This is a genomic window from Stenotrophomonas sp. S4, assembly GCF_054187805.2.
In genome coordinates this window covers 993,161-1,014,846 of sequence record NZ_CM196188.1, presented here as the reverse complement: position 1 = coordinate 1,014,846, position 21,686 = coordinate 993,161, and the positions used below count along the sequence as shown (strand labels likewise).

The window sequence follows — 21,686 nt, the reverse complement described above, 5'->3', positions numbered from 1 at the left end:
GCCATGAGAAAACGCATTCCACCGTCCCTACGCCGCCAGCGCGGGGCCGCATTGATCGAGTACGCCGTGGTCGCTTCCGTCGGTGTCCTGGTCCTGGTCGCCGAGCCGAACATCGTGCTCGAGCTGATCGATTCACTGCGCAAGGCGTACCAGGGGTTCACCTACATGCTGTCGATGGGAGTCGTATGAAGGCGCTCCCGCTGAAAGCCAACCGCAACGTCGTCTTCATCATCATCGCCCTCGCCCTTGGCCTGTTCGCGGCCCTGGTCGCCGTGCGCTACGTGCAGAAGGCGGTGAACGAACGTGCCGCACCGCCGGTGGAAATGGTGCCGGTGGCCGTGCCCAAGACCGACATGGAACCGGGCAGCATCGTCACCGTTGCCGACCTTGCAGTGCGCGAAGTCCCCGCCGACCTGCCGCCTGCCGATGCGATCACGCCGGACAATGTGTCCGAGTACAGCGGCCGCATGCTGCGCGCGCCGATCCGCGAAGGTGCACCGCTGGGTGCCAGTGCACTGGTACCGCTGTACGACCAGTTCTCACGCGTGATCGCCAAGGGCAACGTGGGCTATACCCTTCAGGTGGACGAGACGAACTCGATCTCCGGCATGATCGCCCCCGGGGATCACGTCGACATCCTGCTGACCGTCGAGCAGGAACAAACCGGTGCCCGGGTGCTGCCGCTGCTTGAGGACATCAACGTACTGGCAACCGGCAACCGCGTCGGTGAAACGCCGGCCTCGGAAGACCAGCAGGGCTATTCGAACATCACTCTGGAACTGACACCGGCGCAGGCGCAGCGACTCACGGTCGCTGCCAAGGCGGGTTCGATGCGGGTGATGCTTCGCCAGGTGGAGGATCGTGGTGCGTTCGGCCTCAGTGGCATGACGCAGAGGGAACTGCTCGGCAACGGCACGCAGGGTCGTGCTGGCGTGCAATTCATCATTGGGGGCAAAGGGTCGACGAATGCGCAGCAATAATGGAATCCGCAGCCTCATCGCCGCCACCGCGGCCATCGCTGTTGCCACCGCACCACTGCTGGCCGTGGCACAGACCACTGGCACCCAGCTGACCCCGGTGCCGATTACGGTCGCACCGCGCCCCGCCGTCCAGGCACAGCCGCAGGCAAGCACCAACCATGCACCGGTACCGGGCGGGCAGAGCGCCTTCCCGGCGCCGGTTGCCGATCCCGCCTATCGCACCAGCGCATCGGCCATGCCTGCGGTGCCGCTGCCCACCCGCGCCCGGATCTATGCCGGCCAGGCTGCGGTCTACACGCTGCCCAGCGGGCTCAAGCGCGTGGCCGTCGGTAGTGGCGAGATGCTCGAAGTCACCAACGTCGGCCCACGCGACCTGATCATGATGGGCATGAAGGCCGGCTCCACCACGGTTCACCTGTGGCTGCAGAACGGCAAGCAGTTGCAGGTGCAGGTGGACATCTCCGAGAACGATGCGGTCAGCCTGGCCGAAACCATCCGCACCCTGCTGGCCGATGTGGAAAAGATAAACGTGCATGCCGTCGCCGACCGCGTGGTCATCACCGGCCAGGACATCAATCCGGGGATCGGCAGCCGCATCGATGCGATCCAGAAGATCTACCCGACGGTGTTGAACTTCACTACCGCCGACCCGGTGGGCATGCGCCCGATGGTGCAGATGGACGTGAAGATCATGGAGTTCGACACCAATGCGCTGGAAGAACTCGGCATCCAGTGGGACAACGTGATCCGCGGCCCGGTGGCCGGCATCGTCAAGGATTTCACCAACAACAACTACTACCGCATCAACCCCGAACAGAGCCCGGCCAACGGCGTGCTGTTGCCGAACAAGCTGCAGGGAACCCAGGCCTTCTTTGGCATCGCCACGCAGATCGGCTCGGCGATCAACCTGATGATGAACAAGGGCAAGGCGTTCCTGCTGGCCTCGCCTCAACTCAGTGCGCGCAGTGGCGGGCAGGCGAAGTTCCTGGCTGGCGGCGAAGTGCCGATCCCGGTTCCGCAGGGCTTTGGCCAGGTCACCGTCGACTACAAGGAATACGGCATCAAGCTCGACATCGAGCCACTGGTCAACTTCAACGAGGACATCTCCACCCGCATCCTGGCCGAGGTCAGCCGTGTCGATCCGACGGTGACCGTGCAGGGCGTTCCGGGCTTCACCACCCGCCGCACCGAGTCGGAAATCAACGTCCACGCCGGGGAAACCATCGTCATTTCCGGACTGATCGACTCCAGCGCGCAGCAGGATGCCAAGCGCCTGCCGCTGCTGGGCGATATCCCGATCCTGGGAAAGCTGTTCCGCTCCGATGGCTTCCGTGGCAACCGTACCGAGCTGGTGATGTTCGTTACTCCGCGCGTGGTGACGCCGGGCTCGCAGGAAAACCTCGATGGCCTGGAGCGTGCGCGACAGATCCAGGAGCGCGGCCAGCAGGCCATGCCTCGCCGGAACAAAGATTTCGTGCAGTAACCGGAGCCGTCGCATGTTCAACATCCTCATCGACACACCCAATCGCGACCAGCGACGTGTCCGCTGCCTGCACCGTGAATGCGGGATCGGCCGTGGCGATGGCAACCTGGTGGTGCTGCAGGGTTGGAGCATCGCCCAACGCCATGCGGCGCTGAAGCGCGAGGACCAGGGCATCTTCATCGAGAGCCTGGGAGGCCGCTCGCCGGTACTGGTGAATGGCGAACAGGTCAAAGGCAGCCGTGGCCCACTCACCAGCCGTGACCGCGTGCAGATCGGCGACTACCTGCTGCAGGTGGTGGACGACGACGCTCCAGCCGAACCCACCGCCGATGCCGGCAGCTTCAATGCGGGCGCGGCCAACGATGCGCCGGTGGACTCCACGCCTGCACCGACGCCCGCGCCGGCGCAGCCATCCAGCGAACGCCAGTTGGCACGACCGGAGCAGCTGCCGCCGGACATGGCCGTCTATCGTGCAAAGCTGCATGCCTCGCTGGTCAAGCAGATGGACCTGCGCCGGCTCGATGTGCGCAGCATGGATGATGAGTCACTGCGCAACGCCACCATCAAGCTGATCGATGAAGTGATGCAACGGGAGTTCTCCGAGCTGCCCAAGACGATCAACCCGCGCAGGCTGGCCAAGGAAGTGCTCGATGAGGCCATCGGCCTGGGCCCGCTGGAAGACCTGATCGACGATGCGACGGTGACGGAAATCATGGTCAACGCGCACGACCAGATCTTCATTGAACGTGCCGGCCGGATCGAACGGTCCCCCATTGTCTTCACCAGTGACCGCGCGGTGCTGTCGGCCATCGAACGCATCGTGACGCCCCTCGGTCGTCGCATCGACGAAAGCTCGCCGATGGTCGACGCGCGGCTGAAGGATGGCTCCCGCGTCAACGCCATCATTCCGCCGGTGGCGCTGCGCGGCCCGAGCATCAGCATCCGAAAGTTCGCCAAGCGCAAGCTGGAAGGAAAGGACCTGCTCACGTTCGGTTCGCTCAGCCAGCCGATGCTGGAATTCCTGATCGTTGCGGTGCGCGAACGGCGCAACATCGTCGTTACCGGCGGCACCGGCTCCGGCAAGACCACCCTGCTCAACATCCTTTCCAACTTCATTCCCGATACCGATCGCATCGTCACCATCGAGGACGCGGCCGAACTGAAGCTCGTCCAGCCCAACCTGGTCGCCCTGGAAGCGCGTCCTCCCAACATGGAAGGCAAAGGCCACATTTCCATCCGCGACCTGGTGCGCAACGCGCTGCGCATGCGCCCGGACCGCATCGTGGTCGGCGAGTGCCGCGGCGGCGAAGCACTGGACATGCTGCAGGCCATGAACACCGGCCACGAAGGATCGCTGACCACCGCCCATGCCAACAATCCACGCGAGGCGCTGTCGCGCCTGGAAGTGATGGTCATGATGTCCGGCATGGAGCTGCCGATGACGGTGGTGCGCGAACAGATCTCGTCGGCGGTGGACCTGATCGTGCACCAGAAGCGCTTCCCCTGCGGTTCGCGCAAGGTCAGCCACATCACCGAACTGACCGGCATGGAAAGCGGAACCATCCAGCTGCAGGATGTGTTCCTGTTCAAGGCACGTTCCAGTGCCGGACGCGATGGCAAGGTGGTGGGTGAGTTCGTCGCGACCGGCGCAGTACCGGAGTTCTACGAGGAGCTTGCCGAGCGCGGCGTCTCGGTTGACCTGGACATCTTCCGCAGCGGGGGACGGCGGAATGAGTGACATCCTGCTGATCGCCCTGCTGTGTTTTGCCTGCGTGACAGGCTCGGTACTGCTGCTGGCGCGTGCCAGCTCCGGCTTCATGGACCGCTACCGCGCCAACTTCATGGACCAGGCGCGGGTCAATCTGGCCGACATGTTCCTGTTCGTCGATCCGCGCGTGCTGTTCAGGACCAATGTCCTGATGCTGTTGGCGATTCCCGTGCTGCTGTGGATCATCACCGGCGGCAACCTGCTGCTGCCGATCCTGGCCCTGATCCTGCTGGCCGTAGCGCCCCGCAAGATCTACCTGTGGCTGAAGCAACGCCGCCTCGACCAGATCCAGCAGCAGTTGCCCGACGGGCTGCTGATGCTGGCCGGCAGCCTCAAGGCCGGCGTCGGCTTCAATCCTGCGCTGGAAGCACTGGCCCATGATGGCCTGCCTCCGCTGGCCCAGGAGCTGGCACTGGTGCTGCGCGAGCAGCACATGGGCGTGCGCACGGAGGAGGCGCTGGACAACTTCGCCGCCCGCGTACCCATCGCCGACGTGAAGCTGTTCGTGGCCGCCGTCAGCATTTCGCGCGAGGTCGGTGGCAATCTCGCCGAGAGCCTCTCCACGCTCGCCGAAACGCTGCGGCGCAAGCTCATCATGGAAGGCAAGGTCAAGGCACTCACCGCGCAGGGGCGCCTGCAGGGCATCGTCATGGCAATGCTCCCGGCCGGTCTTGTCGGCTTCCTCGTGCTGTTCTATCCGGAAACGATGAACCCCATGTTCCATACCTTCATCGGCTGGTGCGTCATGGGCCTGATCGGGGTACTGGAATACCTCGGCTACCGCATGTGCCGCAAAATCATGACGATCGACATATGAACGCCCTGCTCATCCTGGTCGCATTGCTTGCCGCTGCCGCTGTTGGGCTGCTTGCATTCGCGCTGCGCGGGCTGGTGCAGTCGGTCGAGGTGGACCAGCGCAACTACCAGGATCCGCTACCGCTGCTGCTGCGCATCCTGTGGCCATTGATCACGGTCGCTACGCGCCTGGCCGGGCCGCGCCTGTCCTCGGCGCAGCTGGAGCGCGCGCACCGCAGCCTGCAATCGGCCGGCCAGGACTTCGTGCTGTCGCCGGAAGAGCTGTATGGCGCGCGCATCGTTTCCGCCGCCGTGGCCAGTACCTTCCTGCTGCTCACCATCATCCTGCTGGGCCGGTTCGGATTCGGCTCCGTGCTGATGGCCCTGGCATTCGGCGCACCGTTCGGCTGGATGTATCCCACGCTGTGGCTGGGCGAACGGCGGAAAGCGCGCTCCAAGCACGTGATCCGCGACCTGCCCATCTTCCTCGACTTCATCACCATGGCCGTCGAGGCGGGCCTGAACATCACCGGTGCGATCGAGCAGTCCGTCGACAAGGGGCCGCCCGGACCGCTGTCACAGGAGTTCTCGCGCATGCTGCGTGACCTGCGCGCGGGCCTTCCGCGCGCCGAAGCGCTGCGACGCATGTCCGATCGCGCCGACATCTCCCAGTTGACCAGCTTCACCAGCGCCTTGATCCAGGCGGACCGGGTGGGTGCAAGCCTGAGTGACACGCTGCGCTCGCAGGCCATGCAGCGCCGCGAAGAGCGCTTTCTCCGCGCCGAGAAGCTCGCCCTGGAAGCACCGGTGAAGATGATGCTCCCGCTGGTGCTGTTCTTCTTCCCGCTGATCTTCGTCGTCCTGGCCTACTTCATCTTCCTGCAGATGAAGCAGCAGGGAATCCTGTGAGTCCCCGCGCATGAGAACCGGCGCCCTGATCCGCGACCACCAGCAGTTGCTCAGCTGCGTGTGGCATGCCGATCGCTGGCACCAGCGGCTGCGCGGCCTGCTGTTGCGCGCGCCACTCCAGCCCGGGCAGGGCCTTTTGATAACTCCCTGCTCGAGCGTGCACACGCTGGCGATGGGGTATCCGCTCGACCTGTTGTTCCTGGACCGCGATCAGCGCGCCGTTGGCTGGCGCGAGGCCGTGCGCCCCTGGCGCGGCGCCTGGTGTCGCGGCGCCTACTCCACGCTGGAAATGCCGGTGGACAGCCTCAGGCATATCGCTCCGGAGCTGGGCGAAACGTTCCAATGGTGCCCTTCTCCGCCTGCGGCACCGCCATCCACGAGGGCGTTGCAATGAAGCACATCCGCACATCCATCGGCCGTCAGCGTGGCCAGTCGCTGCTTGAGTTCTGCATCGTGGTTCCGGCCTTCATCTTCCTCATCCTGGTCATCTTCCAGTTCGTCCTGATCTATCGTGCCAAGTCGCTGCTGGATTTCGCCACGCTGCAGGCCGCACGTGCCGGCGCTGTCAGTGGTGTCAGTCATTCGGAGATGCGCAGCGCGCTGGAAATGGCAATGGCTCCGTTGTACGCCACCTCGCCGGACGCCGCCGGTGCCGTCGCCGCCCGCGCCAAGGTCGCCCTGCTGTGGAAGAACCCGTTGCTGTCGCCGAAGATCGAGGTCATCTCACCCAGCCGCGCGGCGTACAACGAATTCCGCGAGCGCCAGTTCGATTGGCGCTATGCATTGCCGAACGACAACCTTGCCTTCCGCGATGCGCGCGTCGGCAGCAGCCGTGTCAGCGTGCAGGACGCCAACATCCTCAAGATCAAGGTCACCTATCCGATGCCCCTGATCGTTCCCTTTGCCGACCGGGTGATCGCCGGGCTTTCAGATCTGGTCAGCGGAGGCGACAGTTTCCGCCCGGCCTCGATGCTGATCGAGGATCCGATCACCGGCCATCGCCGCATGCCGATCGAGTCCTATGCGATCGTCCGCATGCAGAGCCCCGTGCATGACAGCAACAACCTGGCGCGCTGACATGCGGGTGCTGCTGGCCAGCCTGTTGATGGCAGCAACCTGGGCCGTCGCCGCGCAATCCACGGACGCTGCCGAAAGCGAACCTCCACAGGCGCGATTGCTGGCGCGCGCCTACGGACTCGGCCCGCTCGGCCCCAGCGCACCTGGCGGTGAGGTCGAGGTCGAGATCCGTTTGCGCGGGCCTGCAATCCGTATTGATTTCCGCGGCAACAATGCACCCGATGCATGGCTGACCACCCAGGGCCAGCGCGGCCGGGCATGGCTGGTGAGTGAAAGCGGCAACTACACGCTGCCGGTCGCCGACGCCAGTGGTCCCTACTGGTACGATCCCGCCGCCCCATGCCAGACGATCGGCGGGCGCTGCTCACCCGCACCCGGCGAGTTCATCCTGGGCCGCCTCGCTGCCGGCTGGCGCTATGACAACGCGCACGGCCCTGATGGCACCACCTCCGGCACGTTGTGGATCGATACCCGCACCGGCCTGCTGCTGGGTTACCGTGGCCGCACCGGCAACCAGCGTACCGAGCGCGGCCTGCGGGTTACCGAGGTCGCTTTCGATGAAGTGCCCTCGAGCCTGTTCGACCCGCCCGCCGGGTTGCGTCGACGCACGCAGGATGCGGCGAACTGAGCGACGAGGTCGCAGTGCCGACACTATGGAGCGGTAGGTCTCCCCGCCGCACCGGTAGATCCACGCAGCGCGTGGATCTACCGCTGGCCCGCTCCCCTTAGAAGCCTACCCGCAGGTTGATCTGCCCACCCACATCGCGGCGGCCATCACCATGCTGGCCCTGCACGAACATCGACAGCTGGCTGCTGCGACCGAGGCCGACCGCCACACCCACCTGGCTGACCAGTGCGTTGCGTGCCATCACCGCGCTGTAGACATCGAAGGCATCGCCACCGACCGCGAAGCGGTTGCGGCTGGCCACATCGGTGTCACCCGATGCATGCTGCCAGCCCAGGCCGACGGTCAGCTGCGCCGGGAAGCGCTCGCCGCTGCCCACGTCCCAGCGGCCGCGCACGCCCACCGTGCTGACGTTGAGCGTGTCCTTGCCCCCTTCCAGCACCAGTGCGGCACTGCCGCCCTGCTCCACCGCACGATCACTGTCGACCCAGTGCTTGGTGAACTGCACGTACGGCTGCAGCTGGGTCCTGCCGTGGGTCCAGGTCCAGCTACCTTCGACCTGGGCAATGGTCACATCCGAATCCTGGCGGCTGTACAGGGTCTGGCCCAGCAGCGGCACTTCACGCGTGGTGCGCGTGCGGTAGTCACCGCGCGACACGCTGCCACCGACCGCAAAACCGTTGTTCCACTGTCCCTGTGCATACAGGCCGAACGTGTTGCCACGCAGGCGGGCGCGCGAACTGCGATCGTACAGGCGCGTATCCAGCCGTTCGTTGCCGGCCGCCGCACCCAGCACCACGTGTTCGCCCAGCTGCCAGTCCACACCCGCCATCAGCGCATTGCGGTTGGAACGGATCTCATCACCGTTGCCATCGCCATCCTGCTTGAACACCTTGCCACTGCCGGCCAGCCAGGCCGAGGCGCGCTCGCCCCGCACGGTCGGCAGCTCACTGCCCAGGCGCTGGCGGATGCCCTCTTCCAGGTAGTTGTCGTACAGCAGCACCCCGCGGCTGGCCGCGTGCACTTCACCGGAGAGCTGGTCGAACGCGCTGCGCGCAGTGCCGGCGTCATACATCAGCACCGTGTTGTACAGGCCCAGCGCCGCACCACTCTGCGGCAGGCTGTCCAGCGCCGCGGCGGTGTTGTACTGGTTGCGCGTGTTGGCCACGGTGGTGAACGCCGCCGTCTGCGCCACGTCGATCTGCAGGTTGGCCGTGTTGGCGGTGTAGACCGGGGTGATGGTCAGGAAGGCCGACGGCGAGGTCGCCGAGGCGAACTGCCCACTCACGCCACCGCCTGCATTGACCACCGTGTACTGCTGGCCCTGCTGGTAGCTGGTGCTCGGCGAAATGGTGTTCACCTGCACCGTGCTGCCGCCCACGTTGGCGCTGCCGCCCACCTGCACCATGTCGCTGCCACTGGCACCCAGATCGATACCCAGCGTGCTGCCCGGCGACAGGGTCAGGTTGCCACCCACGGTGATCGTGCCGGTGCCATTGCCTGCGCCACTGCCGTTGCCCGGGCCATTGCCCGGCGACAGCACGCCGCCGCTGGACACCGTCACGCCACCGCCGGTACCACCGATGGTGCCGGTGCCGGACAGGGTCGTGCCGCTGCCAATGGTCCACTGGCCGCCGATCGTGCCGGTGACATTCAAGCCACCGCCGGTGACCTGGCCGGTGCCGTTGAAGCCACCACTGTTGCCACCCAGGTTCAGCGTGCCCGGGCCGGCCTGCACGATGCTGCCGCCGCCGCTGATGCTGCCGCCCAGTGTGGTGGTGCCGCCGGTGTTGATCACCAGGCCACCGTTGTTGGTGATGTTGCCGGTGATCGAGCCGCTGGCCCCGCCGTTGCCGACCTGCACGGTGCCACCGGCATTGATGGTGGTGCCGCCGGTGTAGGTGTTGTTGCCGGTCAGGGTCACGGTGCCGGTGCCGGCCTGGGTCAGGCCGCCGCTGCCGCTGATGGTGCCGCCCACCGTGGTGTTGCCACCCACGTTGAACACCAGGCTGCCGTTGTTGCTGACGTTGCCGGTGATCGCACCGCTCGCGCTACCATTGCCGACCTGCAGCGTGCCACCGGCGTTGATGGTGGTACCGCCGGTATAGGTGTTGTTGCCGGTCAGGGTCACGGTACCGGCGCCGGCCTGGGTCAGGCCGCCGCTGCCGCTGATGGCGCCACCGACGGTGGTGTTGCCCCCCACGTTGAACACCAGGCTGCCGTTGTTGGTCACACTGCCGCCGATCGCACCGCTGGCGCCGCCATTGCCGACCTGCAGGGTGCCACCGGCGTTGATGGTGGTCGGGCCGGTATAGGTGTTGTTGCCGGTCAGGGTCAGCGTACCGCTGCCGGCCTGGGTCAGGCCGCCACTGCCGCTGATGGTGCCGCCCAGCGTGGTGTTGCCGGCCACGTCGGACAGCAGCGTGCCATTGTTGGTCACATCGCCGACGATCGAGCCCGTCGCACCGCCATTGCCCAGCTGCAGCGTGCCGCCGGCATTGATGGTGGTACCGCCGGTGTAGGTGTTGTTGCCGCTCAGCAGCAGCGTACCGCTGCCGGCCTGGGTCAGGCCGCCACTGCCGCTGATGGTGCCGCCCAGCGCGGTGTTGCCGGCCACGTTGGAAATCAACGCACCATTGTTGGTGATGTCGCCGGCGATGGCGCCGGTCGCCCCGCCATTGCCCACCTGCAGCGTGCCGCCGGCATTGATGGTGGTACCGCCGGTGTAAGTGTTGTTGCCGACCAGGGTCAGCACGCCGCTGCCGGCCTGGGTCAGGCCACCACTGCCACTGACCGCGCCGCCGACGGTGGTGTTGCCGGCGACGTCGAAGACCAGGCTGCCGTTGTTGGCGACATTGCCGGTGATCGCACCGGTCGCACCGCCATTGCCCACCTGCAGCGTGCCACCGGCATTGATGGTGGTACCACCGGTATAGGTGTTGTTGCCGGTCAGGGTCAGCGTGCCACTGCCGGCCTGGGTCAGGCCACCACCGCCGCTGATGGTGCCGTCCAGCGTGGTGTTGCCGGCAACGTTGGACACCAGCGCGCCGTTGTTGGTGATGTCACCGATGATCGCGCCGGTCGCACCGCCATTGCCGATCTGCAATGTGCCGCCGGCATTGATGGTGGTGCCGCCGGCGTAGGTGTTGTTGCCGGTCAGCACCAGCGTGCCGCTGCCGGCCTGGGTCAGGCCGCCGCTGCCACTGACCACCGCGCCCACGGTTGCCGTCGTGCCCAGGTTGTAGACCAGGCTGCCATTGTTGGTGATGTCGCCCAGCACCGAACCGGTGCTGCCGCCGTTGCCGATCTGCAGCGTACTGCCACCGTTGATGGTGGTGCCGCCGGTATAGGTGTTGGCGCCGCTCAGGGTCAGCGTGCCGGTACCGCTCTGCACCAGGCCGCCGGTGCCACTGAGCACGCCGCCGAAGACGGTGTTGCCATTGTTGGCGCCGGTGGTCAGGGTTGCACCGCCCAGCACCACGCTGGATCCGGTCACACCGGCCAGGCCGCCGATGCTCTGGCTGCCACCTGCGCTGATATCCAGCGTACCGGCACCGGTCAGGTTGACCGTGCTGGCACCGGACAGGCTGCCACCGGCCGCCACCGCCAATGTGCCGCTGTTGATGGTGGTGGTGCCGGTGTAGGTGCTGGCACCGCCGAGGGTGACCGTTGCCGCGCCATCCTTGAGCAGGCCGCCGGCACCGCTGATTGCACCATTCAACGTCAGCGGATTGCTGCCCGCCAGAGTCAGCGTGCCGCTGCTCAACTGCACGGTGTTGGCCAGCGTCAGCGCGCTGGTGGCGTCCAGGCTGGCGTCGCCGCCCACGGTCAGCGTGCCGGTGCCCAGTGCAGCATTGTCGCCCAGGGCAAGGCCACCGGCGTTAAGTGCCACGCCGCCGCTGAAGGTATTGCTGCCACTCAGGGTCTGCACACCTGCGCCGTTCTTCACCAGTCCACCCGTGCCACCAATGGTGCCGGCGAACGTCGTATTGCCGACGCCGCCGAGGGTCAGCGTGCTGGTGCCCAGTGCCACGGCCGAGCCAGCCACGCCGGCCAGTGAACCGATCGTCTGCGCGCCCCCTGCGCTGATGTCGAAGGCGGTACCGGCATTGGCCAGGTTCACCGCGCCGGTTGCCGCCAGGCTGCCGCCTGCACCGATCGCCAGCGTGCCGGCGTTGATGGTGGTACCCCCGGTGAAGGTGTTGGTGCCGGTCAGCGTCTGGGTCCCCGAACCTTCCTTGATCAGGCCGCCGGAGCCGGCCACCGAACCACTGAATGTGCCGTTGCTGGCATCACCGATCGTCAGCGTGTTGGCGCCCAGGTTCACCGTACCGTTGCCGATCAGGGTGCCGAACTGCTGCGTGCCGCTGCCCGCCGACAGGTCGAAGGTCGCCCCCGAAGCCAGGTTGACGACGCCGCTGGCGTGCAGGCTCGCGCCCGCGCCCAATGCCAACGTACCGGCGTTGATGTTGGTGCCACCGGTGTAGGTGTTGATGCCGTTCAAGGTCAGCGTTGCGGCACCCTCCTTGGTCAGGCTGCCGGTGCCACTCAGGCTGCCGTTGAGGGTGAGGTTGTTGCTGCCGAGTACAGTCAACCCGTTGTTGAGGATGAAGTTGTTGGCCAGCGTCACTGCGGTGTTCGAATCGAGTGTGGCATTGCCACCCACCGTGACCGCACCGGTGCCCAGCGCAGCATTGTTGCCGACCACCAGGCCACCGGCATTGAGCGTTACCCCACCACTGAAGGTGCTCGCGCCATTGAGCGTCTGCACGCCGGCGCCGTTCTTGATCAGGCCACCGTTGCCGCTGATCGCACCGTTGAAGCTGCTGTCCACCGTGCCGCCCAGGCTCAGCGTGCTGCCACCGAGTGCCACCGTGCTGCCGGCCACGCCGGCCAGCGAACCGATGGTCTGGTTGCCCGCAGAGATATCGAGGGTACCGGCACCTGCCAGGTTCACCGCACCGGTCGACGCCAGGCTGCCGCCGGCGCTGATCGCCAGCGTGCCGTTGTTGATGGTGGTACCACCGGTGTAGGTGTTGGCACCGCTCAGCGTGACGGTGGCCGCACCGTCCTTGATCAGGCCGCCGGTACCGGAAATCACACCGCCCAGTGTCAGCGCCTGGCTGCCGAGCAGGTCGAGGTTGGCGCCCGCTGCAAGCCCGATGTTGTTGGCCAGATTGACGCCTGTCGATGCATCCAGCGTCGCGTTGCCGCCCACCGTCAGCGTACCGGTGCCGAGCGCAGCGTTGTTGCCGACCACCAGGCCACCGCCGTTGAGTGCAACGCCACCACTGAACAGATTGGCGCCACCCAGCGTGAGGATGCCGGCGCCATTCTTGACCAGGCCACCGATGCCGGAAATCGCACCGTCGAACACGCTGTTGGTGATGCCGCCGAGAATCAGCGACTGCGCGCCCAGGCTGACCGTGGAGCCGCTCACGCCGGCCAGCGAACCAATCGTCTGGCTGGCGCCGGACGACGAGATGTCGAAGCCGGTTCCCGCCGCAGTGAGCGTCACCGCCCCGTCCGCAGCCAGGCTGCCACCCGGGCCAATCGCCAGCGTGCCGGCGTTGATGAAGGTGCCGCCGGTATAGGTATTGGTACCGGTCAGCGTTTCGATGCCCGAACCGACCTTGGTCAGGCCACCGGTGCCTGCGATCGAGCCACTGAACGTGCCATTGGTGGCACCGCCGACTTCGATCGAGTTGGCACCGAGGTTCACCGTACCGTTGCCGACCAGGGTGCCGAACACCTGCGTGCCGCTGCCGGCAGACAGATCCAGCGTGGCGCCGGTGGCGAGGTTCACGGTACCGCTTGCCGCCAGGCTCGCACCGGCACCCAGCGCCAGCGTGCCGGCGTTGATGTTGGTGCCACCGGTGTAGGTATTGATCCCGTTCAAGGTCAGCGTCGCGACGCCATTCTTGGTCAGGCTGCCAGCCCCGGAAAGGACGCCGTTGAGTGTCAGCGCATTGCTGCCGAGCACGGTCAGCCCGGCATTGAGGGCGATGTTGTTGGCCAGCGTTGCCTGGCCGGTGGTGTCCAGCGTGGCGGCACCGCCGACGGTCAACGCACCCGTACCCAGCGCCGCGTCATTGCCGAGCACCAGCCCGCCTGCGTTGAGCGTCACGCCGCCGCCAAACGTGTTGGCACCTGACAACGTCTGCACGCCTGCGCCCACTTTCACCAGGCCGCCGCCACCACTGATCACGCCATCGAACGCGGCGTTGCTGGCGGTTCCGAACGTCAATGAATTTCCGCCCAGCGCCAGCGTGCTTCCGCCCACGCCATTGAGTGCACCGATGGTCTGGCTGCCGCTGGCACCGGAGATATCGAAGCCAGCGCCTGCGCCCAGCGTGACATCACCCGCCGCGGCCAGGCTGCCGCCCGTGCCCAGCGCCAGCGTGCCGGCATTGATGGTGGTACCGCCGGTGTAGGTGTTGGCACCGGACAACGTCAGCGTGGTAGCGCCGTTCTTGATCAGGCTGCCGTTGCCACCGATCACACCCGACAACGTCAGCGCATTGCTGCCCGGCAATGTCAGTGCGACACCCGAGCCCAACGTGACCGCATTGCCGAGCGTCGCTGCAGCACTCGCGTCCAGCGTGGTGCTGGCCGTCACCGCCAGCGTGCCGGAACCCAGCGCTCCGTCGGCGCCGACCACCAGGCCACCACCGTTCAAGGTCAGGCCGCCACCGAAGGTATTGGTGTTGTTGAGCGTCAGCAGGCCCGTACCGTTCTTGATCAGGCTGCCGCTGCCGGCCACCACGCCTGCAAGGGTGAGATCGTTGCTGCCGCCCAGCGTCAGCTGCGTACCCCCGCCGAAGTTCACGGCGTTGGCCAGAGTCAGTGCCGTCGTTCCGTCCAGGCTGACGTTGCCGCCGATGCCCAGCGTGCCCGTGCCCAGCGCCCCCGAATTCCCGAGGATCAGGCCACCGGCATCAAGCGCGACACCGCCACTGAAGGTATTGGCACCGGACAGCGTCTGCACGCCAGTACCGACCTTGATCAGCCCACCGCTGCCATCGATGACACCGGCAAAGCTGCCATTGCTGGCGCCAACGAAAGTGAGGGTCTGCGTGCCCAGTGCCACATGGCTGCCGGCGATGCCGTTCAACGCGCCGATCGTCTGCCCGGCCCCGGCCGCGGAGATGTCCAGCGTCGCTCCGGCACCGGCGAGGTCCACCGCACCGGTTGCGGCCAGGCTGCCACCGGCGCCAAGCGCGAGCGTGCCGGCATTGACCGTGGCACCGCCCAGGAAGGTATTCGCACCGGACAGCGTCAGCGTCGAGGCGCCGTTCTTGATCAGGCCACCGGCTCCTCCCACCACGCCGGTCAGAGTGAGGTTGTTGCTGCCCGGCAGGGTCAGCGTGTTGGCGCCCAGGTTCACCGCATTGGCCAGCGAAACCGCGGCTCCCGCATCCAGCGAAACATTGCCGCCGATGTTCAGCGCCCCCGTGCCGAGCGCACCGTTGGCGCCGACCGACACGCTGCCCGCGTTCAACGCAAGGCCACCACTGAAGGTATTGCTGTTGTTCAATGACAGAATGCCGCTACCGGTCTTGATCAGGCCACCGGTGCCGGTGACCAGTCCGCCCAGCGCGACGTTCTGGTTGCTCACCAGGCTCAGCTGCGCACCGGTGTCGAGATCGATGGCGTTGCCCAGGTTCAACGCCACCGAACTGTCGAGGGTGGCGTTTGCACCGACTGCAAGCAGTCCGGTTCCCAGCGCGCCGGCATTGCCCAGCGTCAGGCCGCCGCCATTGAGCACCAGGCCGCCGGTGAATGCATTGGCACCGTTGAGCGTGAGCGTGCTGGCACCGTTCTTGACTAGGCCGCCCGCACCGGAAACCACCCCGCCGAGCGTGATCGCCTGCGAACCCGGCAGCGACAACACGGCCCCACTACCCAGGGTCACATTGTTGGCCAGGCTCAGCGCCGCGCTGCCATCAAGCGACGCACTGCCGCTCACGTTCAGGGCACCCGTGCCAAGCGCGCCGCCATTGCCAAGCAGCAACCCGCCCGCGTTGAGATTCACTCCCCCGCTGAAGGTGTTGGTGCCACTCAAGGTCAGCAGCGAGGCACCGTTCTTGGTCAGGCTGCCAGTGCCGGTGATGTTGCCGCCCAAGGTGAGGTTCTGGCTGCCCGGCAAGGTCAACGCCGCGCCCAGATTGATGGCATTGGCCAGGTTCAATGCCGCGCTGCCATCGAGCGAACTGTTGCCGCTGACCGTCAACGCCCCGCTGCCGATCGCACTGTTGTTGCCCAGCAGCAGGCCGCCCGCCGTCAGATTCACGCCCCCACTGAAGGTGTTGGCCCCGCTCAGGGTCTGGATGCCCGTCCCCTGCTTGACCAGGCCGCCGGTACCACCGATCACGCCCGCGAACGTCTGGTTGGTGGCATCACCGAAGGTGAGCGTGCTGCTGCCCAGCGTCACCGTGCTGCCGGCGATACCGGACAGCGCGCCGATGGTCTGGTTGCCGCCGAGCGAGATGTCCAGGTCCGCGCCAACGCCGGCCAGGCTGACCGCCCCCCCGGCCGCCAGGCTTCCGCCGCTGCCCACCGCAACCTTGCCGGCATTGATCGCCAGGCCGCCGGTGAAGGTATTCGCCCCCCCCAGCGTCAGCGTGGCGGCACCGTTCTTGACCAGGCTGCCGGTGCCACCGATGGCGCCGCCCAGCGTCAGCGCATTGCTGCCCAGTACATTCAGCAGGCCACCTGCACCGAGGTTGATGCCATTGCCCACGCTCAGCGCCGCGCTGGCATCGAGCGTTGTCGCACCGCCGACATTCAGCGCGCCGGTTCCGAGCGCGCCGGCATTGCCCAGGACCAGGCCACCGGCATTGAGCGCCAGCCCACCACCAAAGGTATTTGCACCGTTGAGTGTCAGCGTGCTCGCCCCACTCTTCACCAGGCTGCCGGTGCCACCGATCACGCCGTTGAACGTCAGCGCCTGGTTACCGAGCAGATTCAGGCTGGCACCCGAACCGAGGTTGACTGCATTGGTCAGCGTCAGCGCCGTAGTGCCGTCGAGTGTAGTGTTGCCGCCAACCGAGAGCGCACCGCTGCCCAGCGCGGCAGCATTGCCCAGCAGCAGGCCACCGGCGTTGAGTGCTACGCCGCCACTGAGGTTGTTCACGCCCGACAAGGTCTGCACGCCGGTGCCCAGCTTGACCAGGCCACCCGTGCCTGCGGCGAACGTGCCGCTGTAGCTGGTATTGCCCAGCCCGGCGAGGGTGAGCGTGTGGCTGCCCAGGTTGACCGAACCGCCGAGGCCCGCCAGCGAACCGATGGTCTGGTTGGCGGCTGCCGACAGGTCCAGGGTGGTGCCGACGCCGACCGTGATCGCACCGGTGGGCGACAGGCTGCCGCCCGCGCCCAGCGCCAACGCGCCCCCGGCCAGGTTGAAGTTGCCGGTCAGCGAATTGGCGCCGTTCAAGGTCAGCGTGCCGGCACCGTTCTTGGTCAGGTTGCCGGCACCGGAGATCGAACCGTTCAATGACAACGCATTGCTGCCCAGCAGGTTCAACGAGCCCCCGCCATTGATCACCAGATTGTTGCCCAGGCTGAAGCCCGCCGTCGTATCCAGCGAAGCGCTGCCACCGACGGTCAGGTTGCCGCTACCCAGTGCACCGGCATTGCCCAGTACCAGCCCGCCGGCGTTGAGGTTGACGCCGCCGGAGAACAGGTTTGCGCCGCCGAGAGTAACGATGCCGGTGTTGTTGACCGTCAGCCCGCCAGCGCCTGAAAGCACTCCGCCCAGACCGAATGCATTGGTTCCGGACAGAGACAGATTGCCACCGAGGCTGAAAGCGTTGGCCAGGTTCAGACCGGCCGTGGAAGATGCGATGGCACCGCCGTTGGCGGTGAACAGCCCTGTGCCGAAGGAAGCGGCATTGTTGAAGTTGACCAGGCCATCGTTGAGCGTCGTCGGCCCGGTTCCGCCCCATGCGCCCTGCAGGTTCCACGTGCCGCTGTTGACGGTCAGCCTCTGGAAATTGAGGTACTGGTTCCAGCCCAGCGTGGTCACTGCACCGCCGGTACCGGCCCCCGGACCGCTGACGACGTTCTGCAGCACCAGCGTGTTGCTGGCGGCGCCGGCGCCCACGCCGGCATTGACCGTGCCTGCGGCGGCGAGCGAAACCGAAATACCACCCAGTACATCAATTCCCGCCGAGGCCCCGGCCCCGTTCGCCACACTGGACCCGGACACGGCGGTAAAGGTATTCCCCTGCGCTGAATCACCGAGGTAGACACTGCCGGTGATCGTGCCACTGTTGTTGACCGAGTTGCCCAGCGTCGAGCCGGCCAATCCGACCCGCCCGGTAATCCCGCCGCTGTTGCTCAGGACCGTCTGTGCGCCACCGTAGCTGACGATGGCCGGCGCGTCGGCCGTGCCGAGCCCGCCCAGCAGGAAATTCATGTTGACGGTGCCGGCATTGTTGATCGTGGTGACACCGCCTGCGCCATTCTGCACGGACAGCGCGCGGCCATTCGCGCCCAGCAGGGAGCCAATATCAATGAAGCCCTGAAGCGTGCCGGTCGCGCTGTTGGTAACGCTGATCGCCTGGCCACTGGCATTGCCCAGCACCGCGCCGGAGGCAGCAAAGAGGCCGACATTGGTGCCGATCGTGCCGTTGTTGGTGAGCTGGATGCCATTGCCGCTCAACGTCATCGAATTCCCCAGGCCAGCGGTACTTCCTACGTTCGCGCCAGCTGCCACGGTCACCTGGACACCATTGGTGGCGTCGACGAAATTGTTGGTGGTTCCGGTGCAAGTGATGGTCGGGCCCGGTGTCGTGCACGCCGCGAATGCCGATCCACTGGCCAGCGTGGCCGCCAGTGCCACCGCCAGCTGATGCGCCCGCAGTCGCGGTGGCCGCTTCGCGGTAGCCGCACTTCCGCCAGGATTCTGGGCGACCTCCGAAGCAACCTGCATTACGCCGAGGGCGCGATTGAAAACCAGACGGTAAATGCGGTTCATCGGTAAATCTCCCTGAAAAGACCGGATGGCACTGCGGGCAGTTTTTTTGAAGACGATGCGGCCCATCCCGGCTCCCGATACGGAAACAAGGCCTGGCGGCATTAACTCCTGAAAATCTTCACACCTTCACGCGACGCCCCTTGGAAAGGGTGCGCCGGCGTGTCCGTCAGGGCGAAAACTCCCCGGTTTCGCCTGACGAATGGCGGCACTGTGCGACCGATGGCGCCAGCGGCATGTGAATCACGCTCGTTATTTTTATGACGTACGTCAAATAAAACCGGCGGACAAAATGGTTTTGCCGAAAATGCATATACCTGCAGCAAGCGGAGATTCCTTTCCCCGCCACAAGTAAATGCATTCAGCTGCTGGAGAGTTTCATCAGCACCAGGCCGGAAACGATCAATACCGCTGCACCGATCCGCATCGGGCTGACCTGCTCGCCGAGGAACACGATGCCGACCACGAACGCGCCGACCGCGCCGATGCCGGTCCAGATCGTATAGGCGGTGCCCAGCGGCAGACTGCGCATGGCCACCGCCAGCAACCAGAAGCTGGCGATCATGCCGATGATGGTGACCACGGTGGGAGTGAGCTTGGTGAAGCCTTCGGACTGCTTCATGGACACGGCCCAGACGATTTCCAGCAGGCCGGCGAACAACAGATAGATCCAGGCCATGACGGCCCTCCTCTTGGTAGGGCCAGGCCGTCCTGGTCTTTGATTCCCGATGTGGGGGAGGTCGTTCCTCCTGGCCGGCATTCTAGCAACGGGGGCAGCCCCCGGCCGCCGCCGCCGGCAACGGGTTACAGCCGATTCAGTGCGCGAAGCTGGCGTCGATGGGCCTGCCTGCGCTAGAATGCGCGTCTGCCATCGGCCAGCCGATGTGCAGTCCGGCTGTGGTCTCCGGCGCGACGCGCGCTGCTTCCCCTGATCCGTGAACTGGCCGCCCAATGGGCGGCCGACGTCTCTATGGTGGCCCCGTCGGCCCCTCGCGACGCTAGGTCGAAAACCCCGCCAGGGCCGGAAGGCAGCAACGGTATCGATCGACGCGGGCGCCGAGGTCAGCCGGCGGGGCCACCGCCTTTTCTGCACTGGGGTCAGATCCCTTTGCCCGGCAAAGGGCTCTGACCCTTAAGCCGTTCGTACCAGGCAACACCCGCCGCTACCCTGCCTCTGGCGTGCCCTGGTGGAACACCATGCGCCATCCCTCCCCGTGCCGGCGCCACAGCGAACTGCGCAGCACCCAGCGTTGCGCCTGGCCATCGAGGTGATAGCGACTGCGATAGCGCACCTGGGCCAGGTCCTGCGACAGCAGCCAGATCGCGTACTGCTCCGATTCGATCTGCACCTGCGCACGCTCCAGCGGAATCTCCTCCAGCGCGGCCGCGCGGTCATAGCACCGGCCGGAGCTGCCGATCTCGCTGAATTCCTCATCCAGCAATGCCGCCAGTTGCTCGCGGCCGGCCCGCACGGTTGGCGCATGCAGTGCACGCTCCAGCGCCTCCAGTTCGGCAGCCAGCGCCGCGTCTGCGGGCTGGCCGGTACCACTCACGGCGGATCCTGGGCCAGCACGTGCGGCGCGGTCGGGCTCGCCAGCGGCACGCACTGCCCCGGCTGCGCCACGCGGTGCCCACGCGCGGCCAATGCCAGGCCATCGGCCGCGCTGGCGTAGTGGTACAGCATCATTCGCGCCTGCAGTTCGGCGCTGTACTCACGCTCCAGGTCGTCCACGCCGGTATGCGACGGATTGCCGTGCAGGCCGCAGTCGTGGGCGATCAGTTCGTTGTCGTTGGCGAAGCGGGCCAGCATCTCCGGAATCGGCCGGGTATCGCCGCTCCAGGTCAACGCGCCCTGCAGGCGCAGGCCATAGGCCGTCTCCGGCCAGTGATGGCGCACCGGAAACACTTCCAGGCGCACGCCCTCGTGCCAGAACGCCTCACCGACCACGATCAACTGGAAGGCATCCCAGAAGTTCGCACCGCCCTCGGCCAGCACGTTCGGGTAATCCCCGATGCGCTTGTGCAGCAGCGGCACCACCGTGGCAGGCACGTACAGGCGCACCTTGCCGCGCCGGTGCGCATTGAAGAAGGTATCCACGAACAGGCGCTCGAAGCCGGCCACGTGGTCCAGGTGCACATGGGTGACGAACAGCGCCTGCGGCATGTGCCCGTAGTGCGCCTTGAACGCGGTCAGGCCTTCACCACCACAATCGATGGTCAGCCACGGGCGCCCCTCCCGCTCGATCACCGACATCGGCGACCCCAGCTCGACCGCCGACGCATTGCCGACGCCGAGGAAACGCAACGACCAGTCCATCAGGTGCCCCGGTTCCAGGCCATGTCATAGGCGCGGCGCAGCCGCGCGTAGTCCTTCTGCACGTCTTCCACGCTGCGCTCGCCGCGCAGCTTGATCAGCGAGCGCAGCAGGCGCTTGAGGTTGCGCTCGCGCCAGGCGGTGGCCGGGATGCGGATCACGCCGCGATCGAAATCGATCAGCCAGCCATGGCCGCTGCCATCGAACAGGATGTTGTGCGCGTTGAGGTCGGCATGGTCCAGCCCGGCACGGTGGAAGCGGGCGATCAGGCGCCCGGTCTCCTCCCAGGGAGCACCCCGGCCGGCCACCAGTGCGCGGTCGGCCAGCGAGCGCACGCCCTCGATCCGCTCCATCAGGATCGCCGCCCGGTAGCGCAGGCCCTCGCGCATGTAGAAGGCCGCCAATGGTCGGGGCACCGGCAGCTTCTTCTCGCGCAGCGCGCGCATCAGCCGGAATTCGGCGAAGCTGCGGGTCCGGTCCGCACCGCGCCAGAGGTACTGGTCATGGCTGATACGGGCCGCCATGCCGCCGCGCAGGTAGTGGCGCAGCACGCTGGCACCGAACGGCGCATCGACGAACCAGGCACTGCCACGGCCGCCCTCGCCCACCGGCCGGGCCCTGCTGCCCCAGTGCTGGGGCGAGAACAGGCCGATCTCGGCTTGCCGCAGCCGCTCGCGGTCGAACAGAATGGCCCCGATGCCGCGACCCTCGCGGCATGGCGTCAGCGCTTCATTGGCGTCGAATGCGACCATTTCAT

General features: G+C 66.4%; 14 protein-coding genes and 1 other RNA gene. 10 read left to right on the top strand and 5 right to left on the bottom strand.

The window, feature by feature from the left end:
* The first annotated feature begins 3 nt into the window (after positions 1 to 3).
* From ACUZUJ_RS04595 to ACUZUJ_RS04555, 9 genes are read left to right on the top strand one after another with little or no spacing between them, the layout of a single operon-like run.
* The gene (locus ACUZUJ_RS04595) at positions 4 to 189 is read left to right on the top strand and encodes a hypothetical protein (protein ID WP_014646171.1); all 186 of its coding nucleotides are present in this window, start codon (positions 4 to 6) and stop codon (positions 187 to 189) included.
* On the top strand, positions 186 to 980 hold the full coding sequence (gene cpaB, locus ACUZUJ_RS04590; protein WP_014036170.1) for a Flp pilus assembly protein CpaB: 795 nt from the start codon (positions 186 to 188) through the stop codon (positions 978 to 980). The genes ACUZUJ_RS04595 and cpaB overlap by 4 nt, the downstream gene beginning before the upstream one ends.
* Positions 967 to 2,463, top strand: coding sequence for a type II and III secretion system protein family protein (locus tag ACUZUJ_RS04585; RefSeq protein WP_049446648.1), 1,497 nt, complete (start codon positions 967 to 969; stop codon positions 2,461 to 2,463). The genes cpaB and ACUZUJ_RS04585 overlap by 14 nt, the downstream gene beginning before the upstream one ends.
* 13 nt (positions 2,464 to 2,476) lie before the next feature.
* Positions 2,477 to 4,201: a TadA family conjugal transfer-associated ATPase gene (locus ACUZUJ_RS04580; protein WP_458220188.1), complete on the top strand. Its 1,725-nt coding sequence runs from the start codon at positions 2,477 to 2,479 to the stop codon at positions 4,199 to 4,201.
* Entirely contained in the window at positions 4,194 to 5,048 is an 855-nt protein-coding gene (locus ACUZUJ_RS04575) for a type II secretion system F family protein (protein ID WP_119007230.1), read from the top strand. The genes ACUZUJ_RS04580 and ACUZUJ_RS04575 overlap by 8 nt, the downstream gene beginning before the upstream one ends.
* The gene (locus ACUZUJ_RS04570; protein ID WP_049446650.1) at positions 5,045 to 5,935 is read left to right on the top strand and encodes a type II secretion system F family protein; all 891 of its coding nucleotides are present in this window, start codon (positions 5,045 to 5,047) and stop codon (positions 5,933 to 5,935) included. Before ACUZUJ_RS04575 ends, ACUZUJ_RS04570 begins: the two co-directional genes overlap by 4 nt.
* A gap of 10 nt (positions 5,936 to 5,945) precedes the next feature.
* On the top strand, positions 5,946 to 6,329 hold the full coding sequence (locus ACUZUJ_RS04565; RefSeq protein ID WP_458220189.1) for a DUF192 domain-containing protein: 384 nt from the start codon (positions 5,946 to 5,948) through the stop codon (positions 6,327 to 6,329).
* Positions 6,326 to 7,012, top strand: coding sequence for a TadE/TadG family type IV pilus assembly protein (locus tag ACUZUJ_RS04560; RefSeq protein WP_458220190.1), 687 nt, complete (start codon positions 6,326 to 6,328; stop codon positions 7,010 to 7,012). The genes ACUZUJ_RS04565 and ACUZUJ_RS04560 overlap by 4 nt, the downstream gene beginning before the upstream one ends.
* Before the next feature lies 1 nt (position 7,013).
* Complete coding sequence (locus ACUZUJ_RS04555) at positions 7,014 to 7,640, top strand: hypothetical protein (protein ID WP_458220191.1); 627 nt, start codon at positions 7,014 to 7,016, stop codon at positions 7,638 to 7,640.
* Between the two features lie 97 nt (positions 7,641 to 7,737).
* Here the strand turns inward: ACUZUJ_RS04555 and ACUZUJ_RS04550 are convergent, their stop codons facing one another.
* Positions 7,738 to 18,618 (bottom strand): autotransporter-associated beta strand repeat-containing protein, encoded by a 10,881-nt coding sequence (locus ACUZUJ_RS04550; protein ID WP_458220192.1) that lies wholly within the window; start codon positions 18,616 to 18,618, stop codon positions 7,738 to 7,740.
* A 358-nt stretch (positions 18,619 to 18,976) separates the two neighbouring features.
* Positions 18,977 to 19,294, bottom strand: a complete 318-nt coding sequence (locus ACUZUJ_RS04545) for a DMT family transporter (RefSeq protein ID WP_010483859.1) — start codon at positions 19,292 to 19,294, stop codon at positions 18,977 to 18,979.
* Between the two features lie 300 nt (positions 19,295 to 19,594).
* Between ACUZUJ_RS04545 and ffs the strand changes: the two genes are divergently transcribed.
* Positions 19,595 to 19,691, top strand: an RNA gene (gene ffs / locus ACUZUJ_RS04540) — signal recognition particle sRNA small type.
* Between the two features lie 87 nt (positions 19,692 to 19,778).
* On the opposite strand, the gene ACUZUJ_RS04535 is transcribed toward ffs, so the two are convergent.
* The 3 genes from ACUZUJ_RS04535 to ACUZUJ_RS04525 are packed head-to-tail and all read right to left on the bottom strand — an operon-like array spanning position 19,779 to position 21,681.
* The gene (locus tag ACUZUJ_RS04535) at positions 19,779 to 20,168 is read right to left on the bottom strand and encodes a nuclear transport factor 2 family protein (protein WP_049446659.1); all 390 of its coding nucleotides are present in this window, start codon (positions 20,166 to 20,168) and stop codon (positions 19,779 to 19,781) included.
* Complete coding sequence (locus tag ACUZUJ_RS04530) at positions 20,165 to 20,932, bottom strand: MBL fold metallo-hydrolase (RefSeq protein WP_049446661.1); 768 nt, start codon at positions 20,930 to 20,932, stop codon at positions 20,165 to 20,167. Before ACUZUJ_RS04530 ends, ACUZUJ_RS04535 begins: the two co-directional genes overlap by 4 nt.
* Positions 20,932 to 21,681 (bottom strand): 3-deoxy-D-manno-octulosonic acid kinase, encoded by a 750-nt coding sequence (locus ACUZUJ_RS04525; RefSeq protein ID WP_049446664.1) that lies wholly within the window; start codon positions 21,679 to 21,681, stop codon positions 20,932 to 20,934. The genes ACUZUJ_RS04530 and ACUZUJ_RS04525 overlap by 1 nt, the downstream gene beginning before the upstream one ends.
* Between the last annotated feature and the right edge of the window lie 5 nt (positions 21,682 to 21,686).